10 protein-coding genes are annotated in these 11,952 nt (G+C 69.5%); 6 read left to right on the top strand and 4 right to left on the bottom strand.

Annotated features, from left to right (window positions below; genetic code table 11):
* Window positions 1-5: 5 nt before the first annotated feature.
* The 3 genes from ACQP2T_RS17215 to ACQP2T_RS17205 all read left to right on the top strand — a co-directional run bounded on the left by ACQP2T_RS17215 (window position 6) and on the right by ACQP2T_RS17205 (window position 2,388).
* Window positions 6-593, top strand: coding sequence for a dihydrofolate reductase family protein (locus tag ACQP2T_RS17215; RefSeq protein WP_433517132.1), 588 nt, complete (start codon window positions 6-8; stop codon window positions 591-593).
* Window positions 590-928: a YciI family protein gene (locus ACQP2T_RS17210; RefSeq protein WP_433517131.1), complete on the top strand. Its 339-nt coding sequence runs from the start codon at window positions 590-592 to the stop codon at window positions 926-928. The genes ACQP2T_RS17215 and ACQP2T_RS17210 overlap by 4 nt, the downstream gene beginning before the upstream one ends.
* A gap of 176 nt (window positions 929-1,104) precedes the next feature.
* Window positions 1,105-2,388 carry an RNA polymerase sigma factor gene (locus tag ACQP2T_RS17205; protein WP_433517130.1) on the top strand — a complete coding sequence of 428 codons (1,284 nt, stop codon included), beginning with the start codon at window positions 1,105-1,107 and terminating at the stop codon, window positions 2,386-2,388.
* Between the two features lie 492 nt (window positions 2,389-2,880).
* Here the strand turns inward: ACQP2T_RS17205 and ACQP2T_RS17200 are convergent, their stop codons facing one another.
* Window positions 2,881-3,090, bottom strand: a complete 210-nt coding sequence (locus tag ACQP2T_RS17200; RefSeq protein ID WP_357642111.1) for a hypothetical protein — start codon at window positions 3,088-3,090, stop codon at window positions 2,881-2,883.
* A gap of 138 nt (window positions 3,091-3,228) precedes the next feature.
* On the opposite strand from ACQP2T_RS17200, the gene ACQP2T_RS17195 reads away from it, so the two are divergent.
* Window positions 3,229-3,540, top strand: a complete 312-nt coding sequence (locus tag ACQP2T_RS17195) for a hypothetical protein (protein WP_433517129.1) — start codon at window positions 3,229-3,231, stop codon at window positions 3,538-3,540.
* Window positions 3,541-3,774: 234 nt separating this feature from the next.
* On the opposite strand, the gene ACQP2T_RS17190 is transcribed toward ACQP2T_RS17195, so the two are convergent.
* Complete coding sequence (locus ACQP2T_RS17190; protein ID WP_433517128.1) at window positions 3,775-4,260, bottom strand: N-acetyltransferase family protein; 486 nt, start codon at window positions 4,258-4,260, stop codon at window positions 3,775-3,777.
* 203 nt (window positions 4,261-4,463) lie between these two features.
* Here ACQP2T_RS17190 and ACQP2T_RS17185 point away from each other — a divergent pair, with 203 nt between their 5' ends.
* Both ACQP2T_RS17185 and ACQP2T_RS17180 read left to right on the top strand, forming a co-directional pair.
* Window positions 4,464-6,758, top strand: coding sequence for a glycosyl hydrolase family 28 protein (locus ACQP2T_RS17185; RefSeq protein ID WP_433517127.1), 2,295 nt, complete (start codon window positions 4,464-4,466; stop codon window positions 6,756-6,758).
* 197 nt (window positions 6,759-6,955) lie between these two features.
* The gene (locus ACQP2T_RS17180) at window positions 6,956-10,747 is read left to right on the top strand and encodes a S8 family serine peptidase (protein WP_433517126.1); all 3,792 of its coding nucleotides are present in this window, start codon (window positions 6,956-6,958) and stop codon (window positions 10,745-10,747) included.
* A gap of 170 nt (window positions 10,748-10,917) precedes the next feature.
* On the opposite strand, the gene ACQP2T_RS17175 is transcribed toward ACQP2T_RS17180, so the two are convergent.
* Together ACQP2T_RS17175 and ACQP2T_RS17170 are read right to left on the bottom strand one after the other, a co-directional pair.
* Window positions 10,918-11,421, bottom strand: coding sequence for a sigma factor-like helix-turn-helix DNA-binding protein (locus tag ACQP2T_RS17175; protein ID WP_433517125.1), 504 nt, complete (start codon window positions 11,419-11,421; stop codon window positions 10,918-10,920).
* A gap of 136 nt (window positions 11,422-11,557) precedes the next feature.
* Window positions 11,558-11,944 (bottom strand): hypothetical protein, encoded by a 387-nt coding sequence (locus ACQP2T_RS17170; protein WP_433517124.1) that lies wholly within the window; start codon window positions 11,942-11,944, stop codon window positions 11,558-11,560.
* Between the last annotated feature and the right edge of the window lie 8 nt (window positions 11,945-11,952).

Below are 11,952 nucleotides of genomic sequence, written 5' to 3'. Positions count from 1 at the left end.
TCGCCATGAAGATTGTCGTGACCAGCAGCGTGACGCTCGACGGGGTGGCGCAGGCGCCAGGCCGCCCGGATGAGGACCCGCGCGGCGGCTTCAGCCACGGCGGCTGGGCTCTGCCTTACAGCGACCACATCATGGGCGCGGTCATGGGGCGGCGGATGACCGAGGAGGGCAGCCTGCTGCTGGGCCGCCGCACGTACGAGGACTTGTTCGGCTACTGGCCCGAACAGAACGACGGCAACCCGTTCACCGAGGTGCTCAACCGGACACACAAGTACGTGGCATCGCGGACGCCGTCCCAGCCGCTGCCGTGGGTCAACTCGACCCTGCTGGACGGCGACGCGGTCGAGGCCGTGGCCGGGCTGCGGGCGCAGCCAGGCCCGACCCTGGGCGTCATCGGCAGCCTGGACCTGGTCAGGCAGCTGGCGCGCCGTGATCTGATCGACGAGTACGTCCTGCTGACTCATCCGCTGGTGCTGGGCACCGGCAGCCGGCTGTTCGCCGAGGACGACGCCTCCCGCCCGCTGCGGCTGACGGACAGCGTAACGACCACCACCGGCGTAGTGATCGCCACCTACCAGAGGGAGACCCGATGACCGAGTACCTGCTCAGTGTGTACCAGCCGGACGGGCCACCACCGGCTCCGCCGATCCTCAGCAAGATCATGGACGACCTCGAGGCGCTGAACCAGGAGTTGCGGGCCGCCGGTGCGTGGGTCTTCAGCGTGGGCCTGTACCCACCGACCACGGCCACGGTGCTCCGGGCTCAGGACGGCGACGTACTGATGACCGACGGCCCTTTCACCGAGGGCAAAGAACACGTCGGCGGCTTCACCGTGATCGAGGCCCCGGACCTGGACGCGGCCCTCATCTGGGCCGGCAAAATGGCCCAGGCCACCACCCTTCCCATTGAAGTCCGCCCAATCCGATGACACCGGCCCCGACACCACCCGATCCCAGACCGCCCGGCCCAAAGACGCCCAACCGGATGGCGCCCGATCCGATCACGCCCGATCCAACCCCGCCCGGTCCGATGACACCGGGTCCGACGCCTCTCAACTCGACGCCGCCCGACCCGACACCGCCCGATCCGGAGACGCCGTGTCCGATGCGGACGCCGCCAGACCCGACCAGGCGGGACCCGATGGCGCCGGACCCGATGACGCCGGATATCGAGAGTGTGTTCCGGGAGGAGTACGGGCGGGCCGTGGCGGTCCTGGTGCGTGTCTTCGGCGACATCGATCTCGCTGAGGAGGCGGTCCAGGAGGCCTTCACCGAGGCGGTCAAGCGGTGGCCGTCAACCGGCCTGCCGCCCAGCCCCGCCGGCTGGATCATCACCACCGCCCGGAACCGGGCCATCGACCGGGTGCGCCGCGAGGCGAGCCGTGACCGGCGGCACGCCGAGGCCGCCCGGCTGCACAGCCCCGATGAACCGGCCGAGGAGGGTCCCGTGCGTGACGACCGGCTGCGTCTGATCTTCACCTGCTGCCACCCCGCGCTGGCCACCGCCGCCCAGGTCGCCCTCACCCTGCGGCTGCTGGGCGGCCTGTCCACCGCGGAGATCGCCCGTGCCTTCCTGGTCCCCGAGCCGACCATGGCCCAGCGCCTGGTCCGGGCCAAAGGCAAGATCCGCGACGCCCGCATCCCCTACCGCGTGCCCGCCGACGCCGACCTCCCGGCCCGGCTGCGATCCGTGCTGGCCGTGGTGTATCTGATCTTCAACGAGGGCTACACCGCGAGCTCCGGCGAGCGGCTGACCCGCGAGGACCTCGCCGCCGAGGCGATCCGGCTCGGCCGCCTGCTGGCCGAGCTGATGCCCGACGAGCCCGAGGTCCTCGGATTGCTCGCGTTGATGCTGCTGATCGAGTCGCGGCGGGCCACCCGAACCACCCCGGACGGCGACCTGGTGCTCCTGGCCGACCAGGACCGGGCCCGCTGGGAACACTCCCTGATCGCGGAAGGCCAGGCCATCGTCCGAGCCTGCCTGCGACGCGGCCGGCCCGGGCCGTACCAGATCCAGGCCGCGATCAACGCGGTGCACAGTGACGCGCCGTCGGCTGAGGCCACGGATTGGGGGCAGATCCTCCAGTTGTACGACCATCTCGCCGCCGTGGCCCCGAGCCCGGTGGTCGCGTTGAACCGGGCGGTGGCGGTGGCCGAGGTCAACGGGCCGTCGTCGGCACTCGCCCTGGTGGACGGCCTCGATCTGGATGGCTTCTACCTCTATCACGCGATCCGCGCTGATCTGCTCCGCCGCCTGGGCCGTGATGCGGAGGCGGTACAGGCATATGAGGCGGCCATCGCCCGCAGCGGGAACGCAACCGAACGCGCATTCCTGCGCCGTGCGGCTGCGGCTCTGGCGGCGGATCCAGCCTCGGACCGATCGGACTGAGCCGAGCGCGCTCTCCCGAACCGATGCCGCTCTGGTGACGGACCCAGTCTCGGGCCGAGCTGAGCGGGTTCCCCCGCACCGTGCGGCTCTGGCGGCGGATCCGACTTCCGGCTTGAGCCGAGCGCGCCTTCCCCACCGCTACCGCCCTGGTAGCGGATCCAGACTCGGGCCGAGTCGAACGCGCCTTCCCCCACTGATGCCGCTCTACCGGTGGATCCGGCCTCGGGCTGACGTGTGCGGTCAGTCTCGGGCAGCCGCTGTCCGATCCGTCACAGCGGGTGTTTTCAGGGAGGCCACGGCCAGCGATGCGCCGTAACGGCGCCAGGCCCCGTGCGGGTCAGAGGGCGTCTCCCTGGAGGCCACCGACCCTGTACGACGGGTGGCGCCAGCCCGGCTGTGCCGTACAAGAAAGTCAAAGGCGTCTGGAACGGAGATCACGCGGCCGCGGCGGGTGGCGCCGTAAGAGAAGAGACGAAAGCATCTGGGAGGAGATCACGTGGCCACGTGGACGAAGTGGCCGCGGCGGGTGGGGAGGACGGCGGGACACGCGTCGGGCTCGTCGAGCCCGTCGAGCAGGATTGCGGCGAGTTGACGGCGCTGAGAGCTGGTCAAGGTCATGGGCAGCACGATGGGCATCAGCTCGATGGCGTCGCCGGGTAGCTCGCGGACATGGCAGGGCAGGAGGAGAGAGGAGTGAAGCACGACCCCACTATCGCAGCCGCCACCGACAGATCGCGGCGACTTGGTCTCACCGAGACCTGAGTGACGCCTGGCCGACGCCGAAGGAGCGCGATTACCCCTCCTGACCTTGGGTAACAGGACCAGAGCAAAGGGGGAATCATGATCAAAATGCTCCACAAAATGGGCATCCGGTCCAGCCACATGTACGCGGCCGGTGTCGCGTCGATCGGTGCGTCCATCGCGTCCTGGCTGATGTCGAGGAACATGGAGAAGGCCGGCCTCGACCGGGCGGACCGCTGGGGGATCTTCGTCGGCCAATGGGCGCCCACGTTCCTCGCCCTTGGTGTCGCGCTGCGCATCGAGGAGACGCACATGGAGGTCGACGAGGGGGCTGTCGGCGAGGAGGCGAAGGTGGAGATGTTCGACCGGGCGTCCGGCGGTGTGCGCCCCCGGACGCACGCGGGCACGTAGCAGCGCGCCTCGGACACACGCGGGCACATAGCGACCCGCGCGCTGATTACACAGCCATTACACAGCGAACCGACCGCAGGCCGCCTCTCACGGAGTGGCCTGCGGCCTGCTGTCGAGGGAAAGCCCGTGCACGTGAGAGGCCCAGTGCACGCGAGAAAGGCGGCCGCCGTGAGAAGCTCAGGGCACATGAGACAGCCGGCCCCGAGCCGCGAGAAGCCCAGCGTCCGAGAAGATCTAGCGCGCTTCGGCCGTGTGCGCGGCCAGGAGCTTGAGTGGTTCGTCGGTCAGTCTGAACATCGTCCACTCGTCAAGCGGTTCGGCGCCCAGCTTGCGGTAGAACCCGATGGCCGGTTCGTTCCAGTCGAGCACTGACCATTCGAGCCGGTGGTAGCCGCGTTCGGCGCAGATCCAGGCCAGCTCGGCCAGCAGCGCCTTGCCGTAGCCGTACCCGCGCATCCCGGGCCGGACGTACAGATCCTCCAGATAGATCCCGTGCGTCCCCCGCCAGGTCGAGAAGCTGAGGAACCACACCGCGAACCCGGCCACCTCACCCTCGTGTTCGACGACATGCGCGAACACGGCGGGCTCAGCGCCGAAGAGCACGTCGCGCAACTGCGCCTCTGTCGCCCGCACCTCATGTGCGGCCTTCTCGTACGTGGCCAGCTCATGCACGAGCTGGAGCATCGCGGGGACATCGTCAACAGTGGCGCGGCGAATCATGGGCCTCAGAGTAGTAGGGGGAGGCAAACGCCAGAACACCGGAACCGGTTGCAGTGATTTCGGCGCTTATAGACCCGATGTTTTATGTCCGATAACCCCTCGATCTGGATGTTTCCAAATCTTATCCCTTGTCACATCCGACCTTTGAGCCTAGCTTGAGCGTCAGGTCTGCAACCGACTGTCAGGCAGGAGCACACACCCCCATGAGCGAATCCGCCTTACCAAGAGCAGCCGCATGGGTTGCCGCCGTCGTTCTGGCGATGTTCTCGATCGTCATCCCCGCTCAGCCCGCGGGGGCGCTGGCGGTGTTCAACGTCAAGGACTACGGAGCCACCGGCAACGGCTCCACGAACGACACCTCCGCCATCAACTCGGCCATCACGGCGGCCAACAGCGCCGGCGGCGGGACCGTGCAGTTCCCGTCGGGCACCTACAAGTCCGCCAACACCATCCACATGAAGAGCAACGTCACCCTCCAGCTCGACGCCGGCTCCACCATCATGGGCGCCTCCAACGACGACTACGACGCGCCGGAGTCGAACCCGAACGACGACTACCAGGACTACGGGCACAGCCACTTCCACAACGCGATGATCTATGGTGACCGCCTCACCAACATCGGGTTCGTCGGGACGGGCACCATCGACGGCGGCGGCAACCTCATCACCGGCAACCCCGACTCCGGCGAGGCAGACAAGATCATTTCGCTCACCCGGTGCGACGGGCTGACGGTCAGCGGCATCCGTCTGCGGCGCGGCGGCCACTTCGCGATGCTCACCAACGCCTGCAACAACATCACCTCGGACGACCTGCGGATCGACACCGCCAGCGACCGTGACGGCTGGAACGTCATCAGCGCCCAGAACGTCACGATCCGCCGCCCGAACATCGCGGCCAACGACGACGCCCTCGTCTTCAAGAGCGACTGGGCACTCGGACAGACCTACGCGAACGGGAACGTCACCGTCACCGACGCCCAGCTCTCGGCCGTGTGCTGCAACGCGCTGATGTTCGGCTCGGAGACCTGCGGCAACTTCACCGGCTACCACTTCGAGCGCATCTCCATCAACGGCTCGAACAAGTCAGGGCTCGGCATGGTGTCGATGGACGGCACGGTCATCTCCGACGTCCACTACAAGGACATCACGATGACCAACGTACGGGCGGCGATCACCGAGAAGATCGGCACCCGCAGACGATGCGGCAACAGCCCCGGCGTCGGCCGCATCGAGAACATCACCTACGAGAACGTCACCTCCTCCGGCCAGAGCGGCAACAACTTCACCGCCACCCTGTGGGGCGAGTCGAACACCAGCAACCGGATCCGCAACGTCACGTTCACCAACGTCGACCTGACCGTCCCCGGCGGCAACGGCTGCATGGGCACCGGCGTGCCGAGCAACGACGCGACGAACTACAACCCGAACAGCATCGGCACCAGGCCGGCGTACGGGTGGTACATCCACAACGCGCACGACATCAAGTTCGTCGACAGCTCGGTCCAGTTCAACTCCAACGACTGCCGGCCCGCGGTGATCGCGAACACGGGCAGCACGGTGTCGTTCGACCGGTTCACGGCCGAGCGGGGCAGCAACAGCCCGAACGACATGGTCTTCCAGACGATCACCGGTTATTGCGTCCAGAACAGCCAGAACACCTCCGGCGGGGCCCTGCGCGTCAGCGCCACCGGCTCTTCCGACACCTGCACGCCGGGCAACCCCGGCACCGAGTTCCTGGAGGCGGAGGACGCCACGATCTCCCAGGGCGTCGTGGAGTCCAACCACGCGGGCTTCAGCGGCACCGGCTTCGTCAACGGCGACAACCTGGTCGGCAGCTACGTGGAGTGGAGCGCGCCGGCGACGCAGGCGGGCAACACCACGCTGACCTTCCGCTATGCCAACGGCACCACGACCAACCGGCCGATGGACATCACGGTCAACGGTGTGCTGGTCGCCGACGAGTTCCCGTTCCCGCCGACCGGGGCCTGGACCACCTGGCAGTCCGTGACGGTGACCGCGCCGTTCAACGCGGGGGCGAACGCCGTACGCGCCACCTCCACCACGGCCGGCGGCGGACCGAACCTCGACTACCTCGACACCGAGGTGGCCGGGCCGGCGCCCACGGAGTACCAGGCGGAGAACGCGACGATCTCCCAGGGCGTGGTCGAGTCCAACCACGCGGGCTTCACCGGCACCGGGTTCGTGAACTATGACAACCTGGTCGGCAGCTACGTCGAGTTCCCGGTGACGGCCGCCCAGGCGGGCAACGCCACCGTGGTGCTGCGCTTCGCGAACGGCACCACGTCCAACCGGCCGATGGACATCACGGTCAACGGCGTCCTGACCTCCGACGAGCTGGCCTTCCCCGCCACCGGCGCCTGGACGACCTGGACCACCGCCACGGTGACCGTCCCGCTCAACGCGGGTGCCAACGTGATCCGGGCGACCTCGACCACGGCAGGTGGCGGCCCCAACCTGGACAAGATCTCGGTCGCCTGAGCGAACCTTCCCCCCATCCGCCTTCCTGCGGGCGGAACGAACCGCCGCCCCGCCTCCACCGGCGGGGCGGCGGCTTCGTGCGGAAGCCCGGAAGCCCGGAAGCCCGGAAGCCCGGCGGAAGCCGCGCGCGATATAAAGATCACCAAGCAGGGCGCGCCGCTTGGGAGCGCTCCCAAAAGACCAAGAGGACCTCTTCCTTGTTCCACAACCGCATCGCCGCGGTGTTCACCGGTATGGCACTCGTGCTCTGCACCACCGCCACACCCAGCTCGGCGACCCCGCCCACCACGACCAACCCGGAAAAACCAACCAAGCCCAGCACCGTCACCCTGATCACCGGCGACGTCGTCGACTTCACGCCGGGCGAGAACGGCGAGCCACCGAAATTAGCCACCCGGGCCGCGCCCAGGCCCGACGGCTCGACGGTGACGTTCGCCACGCTGCCCCACCGCGACGGAGGCACCCTGGTCATGCCGTCCGACGCCGCCGACCTGGTGGCCGCGGGCACCCTCGACGAGGAGCTGTTCGACGTCGAGACCCTCGTACGGGAGAACCGCGCCAAGTCGATCCCGCTGATCATCACCTACAGCGGCGACCCCGGCGCGAAGACCGCCGAAGCCCTGCCCGGCACCGAGCGCACCCGGACCCTCGACATCATCCACGGCGCGGCCGTGACGGTGCGGACCACCGAGTCCGGCAAGCTGTGGTCGGCACTCCAACCAGGTACATCACTCAAGAGCGGCATCTCCAAGGTCTGGCTCGACCGCCGCGTCAAGGCGTCCCTCGACCAGAGCGTCCCGCTCATCGGCGCCCCCACCGCGTGGCAGAAGGGCTTCGACGGCGCCGGCACCAAGGTGGCGGTCCTCGACACCGGCATCGACGCCGGACACCCCGACTTCGCCGGCCGCATCCTCGCCACCGAGAACTTCTCCACCACCCCGGACACCACCGACGTGGTCGGCCACGGCACCCACGTCGCCTCCACCATCGCCGGCTCCGGCGCGGCCTCCGACGGCAAGTACCGGGGAGTCGCGCCCGCCGCGTCGCTGCTCGTCGGCAAGGTGCTCGACGACGACGGCTACGGCGAGCTGTCCTGGCTGATCGCGGGCATGGAATGGGCCTCGGCCCAGGGCGCCGACGTGGTGAACATGAGCCTCGGCGTGTGCTGCGGCGACGGCACGGACCCGACGAGCCAGGCGGTCAACGAGCTGACGAAGAAGTACGGGACGCTGTTCGTCGCCGCCGCGGGCAACGAGGGCGAGCCCCAGACGGTGAGCGTCCCCGCCGCCGCCGACAAGGCGCTCGCGGTCGGCGCGGTGGACAAGGTCACCGGCACGACCCTGGCCCCCTTCTCCAGCATCGGCCCGAGGCTGGACGACGCCGCGGTCAAGCCGAACATCGTGGCCCCCGGCGTCAACATCGTCGCCGCCCGGTCCGGCACCTCCGGCCAGCCGTCCATTCCGGGCAACGACCGCTACACCTCCTTCAGCGGCACCTCGATGGCCACGCCGCACGTCGCGGGCGCCGCGGCGGTGCTGGCCCAGCAGCATCCCGACTGGGACGCCGACGAGCTGCGCGCCGCCCTCGTCTCCACCTCCGCGCGCAACGCGGAGCACAACTGGTTCGAGGAGGGCGGCGGACGGCTGGACCTCGGACGCGCGGTCACCCAGAGCGTCTTCGCCGACCCGGTCGTCGACTTCCTCCGCCTCGAACGGGACAAAGGCCGCGTCACCAAGAAGGTCACGTACCGCAACACCGGCGCCGCGCCCGTCACCCTCGCGCTGAAGGCCGACACCCGCGCCTGGAGCGGCGGCCCCACCCCGGCGGGCGCGATCCGCCTGGGCGCGGAGACCGTCACCGTCCCGGCGAACGGCACCGCCGCCGTCGACCTCACCGTGAACCCGGCTCTCGGCCCCGAGGGCGCCTACGGCGGCTGGGTCACCGCGACGGCGGGCGACGCCCGTCTGGACACGCCCTTCAGCTACTACACCGGCCCGGACACGCACCTGCTGAAGATCTCCCTGACCAACTCGTACGGCGCCAAGGAGTTCTCCTCCCGTCCCGGCCAGGGCGGGCGTCTCGGGCCGCTGGTCTACATCGTCCCGCTGCGGCGGAGCAACAGCCCGGATGACCCCTTCCATCCGTACGCGTACTACTACGGCCGCCTCGACCTGACCGGGAACGGCGAGCAGTACCTCCCGGACGGCGACTACGAGGTGATCGCCGTCGCGAACGAGACCTACATGAGGACCCGCACCTCCCTGGTCATCCGCGACGTGACCCTGAAGGACGACCAGACACTCGAGCTGGACGCCCGCGACACCGTCCCGCTCAAGCCGACCTCGCGCACCGCCATGGACGCCGAGGGCAAGGTGCAGTACGTCCGGACCTTCACCGACCGCCCCTCCCCCGTCACGATCACGGCGAGCACGGAGAACGGCAGGCACGTGGACCTGTACGCCACGCCGGTGTCGTCGGTCAAGGCGGGCACGATGAGCCTGTCGCACATGTGGCAGATGGAGCCCGGCGTACTGGCCACCGCCACCGCGGGCCGCCTCACCCTCGACCCGTCCTACGAGGTCGACACGGTCCGCTCGCTGATCACCAAGCCCACCGCCTATCCCCTGGTCTACGCCGGTCAGGGCAGGCCGGCGGACTTCGAGGGCCTGGACCTCACCGGCAAGCTGGTCCTGGTGGGGGTGCCGCTGGGCGCCGGCCCGACGCCGTACAGCGACGCGACCCCGAGGATGGACGAGGCGTCCGCGCTGGCCAAACAGGGCGGCGCCGCCGGTTTCATCGGCTTCTACGACGCCGACGGGGCCGGGACACGGCTGCCGGGCTTCGCCGACACCAGGTTCCTGCGGTTCGGACTGGACGCGGCGCAGGGTCGCGCGCTGCGGGCCGTCGTCCAGCGTGGGGCGACCTCGCTGCGGCTCACGCCGTACTCCGGAGAGCCCTCTTTCTACCGGCTGCGGTACGACTCGAAGGGGAAGATCCCCCGCAAGCCGGAGAAGCTGGACCGGGACCGCCTGGCCCGCGTCGAGACCCGCTACCACGCCGACCAGCCGAACGCCCAGGGACACCTGCTGGTGACGACGTCCGCCGGTGCCGCCGAGCTGTCGTTCGGCCAGTGGGTGACGATGCCGTTCGGACGTACCGAGTACTACGGCCCGGTTCGTGACGACGTGCGGTGGACCCGCGCGATCGGCAACCAGGGCCTGGAGCTCAGGTCGCAGGACACGTTCGGGCGGGCGGGCCGCACGGACGAGGACTGGTTCAAGGCTCCGCTGGTACCCGGCGCGGCCGCCGAGCAGCCGTCGGGGGTGCCGGTGCCGTGCGCGCTGTGCCGGGACGGAGACCGTTTCGTGCCCGCCGAGCAGTGGCTGGACTCGGACCCGCGCCACTACAGCGACCTGAGCGTGGTCTCCTCCGCACCCCGTCTCGTGGCGGGCAACACCGAGATCCCAGTACAGGGCTGGGGCCCCCGCTCATTCACCGTGCCCGCGGGCTCCTCCGCCTACCGGCTGGACACAGTGGACACCACCTACCGGCCGCTGTCCCCCAAGGTGACCTCCGGCTGGCGGTTCACCTCGCCGGGAGAGCCGTCCGGCAAGCCGCGCGGCCATACGTGCAGCTTCGGTCCCGCCTGCTCACTCCAGCCCGCCCTGGTGCTCAGGTACGACCTGCCGCTGGACCTGCTCAACCGAGCTCCTTCCCGGCAGCCGTTCACCTTCGATCTGACCGCGCGCCCGGCGGCGCTCTCGGCTGCGCAGGTGCGCTCAGCCCGCGTGGAGTACTCGGTCGACGACGGCGCCACCTGGCGCCAGGCCGACTACGTGCGCAAGCTCGGCGACGGCCGCTTCAAGGTCGGTGTCTTTCACCCGGCACTGGCCGCCACCAGCGGCTTCGTGTCGCTGCGGGTGAACGCTGAGGACAAGAAGGGCGGCACGGTCACCCAGACCGTCGACCGCGCGTACGGCCTGAAGTAGGCCCATGGCGGCCACGGAACGCTCGCGCCCCGTGGCCGCCACAGCGCAGTTATCCCGGCGTTGGGACCCGCTTCGGGGGATCTGCGGGGTGCGGCACGCACCTACTCCTCGGTCCACATCTCTGCTGCGATCCTCCGAGCAGCCCGGAGCCCTCGTGTCGGTTTGACTCTTCAAGACACGGGTCGGGCTTGCATAAGCCGTTCGAAGCCGGCGAACTGCCGCTTCGGGTCAGGATGCGCCACCCGGTCTCCCGGCACCCGCCCCGGCAGAACGGCCGATAGACCTGCTCCACCGGCGCGACCCCCTTCTCTGGCAGCGGCAGCGCCCTGACCTCCGGCGATGTGAGAACGACCGGCGGCGGCGCCCAGCGTCAGGCGGCCTGCACGGTTGCGACGCGCTCCCCTGATCGCCAGGTGGGCCAGGTCGACGGCGGGCGCGTGGGCAGCCAGCTCGTGCAGATCCTCGCGAAGCGTCTTCGTCGATCCACCTCCTGGGGGGCGAGCGCGCGGCTTCGACAGCGCGTAATGCGTCTGGCTCGTGACCGTGCCTAGCGACGTGCCCATGAGCTTGGCGGTCTCGTGTTCGGTGCGATCTTCGTAGTAGCGCGGCACGATCTCCGTTCGCTGCTTCGGGGTGAGCTGGGCGAGCGCGTGAAGCAAGGCGAGCCGCCGCACGGTCGCCTCGTCGTGCGACTGGCCGGCCTCCGGAAACTCTGCTCCCGGCAGCTCGAGCCTGAGGTTGGAAGCAGGCTCAAGAACGTGACCGCTCGCGAACGGTACGCCCCGCCACCGCGCTACCTGTCGTGGCGGCCTACAGGGTGTAGGCGAAGCAGCCGGAGGCGCGGCCGATGCTGATGGTGATGCGGACGTGCCCGTCACGTGGCAGCAGGATCGCGCCGGGGTAGATCGTGTCCCCGGAGGGTTTGCCGTCGTCGTTGACCGTGGTGGCGGTCGCCGCGGCGTCGCGGACGAAGTAGGCGATGGTGCCCGATTCGACGTGCTCGACCCGGATCAGCGCGTCCGCCGGGCCCTTGCCGGGATCCTGCGCGACCCATAGTTTGGCCACGCCGCCACGTTGCTGGCGCAGGTACGCGCCGAATGGGCCTGCCCGCACACCGCCCACGGAGGCACCCTTCTCTCCGGCCTTGTCGGCGTCGATGCACGGCACGCCGCCAGGCGGGGTCGCGGGCGATGACACGGGGGTTG

The organism is Nonomuraea sp. CA-143628 (genome assembly GCF_050942315.1).
Taxonomy (GTDB): domain Bacteria; phylum Actinomycetota; class Actinomycetes; order Streptosporangiales; family Streptosporangiaceae; genus Nonomuraea.
Note: the sequence above shows the minus strand (reverse complement) of the source record. Positions and strands in the feature narration are given on the sequence as shown.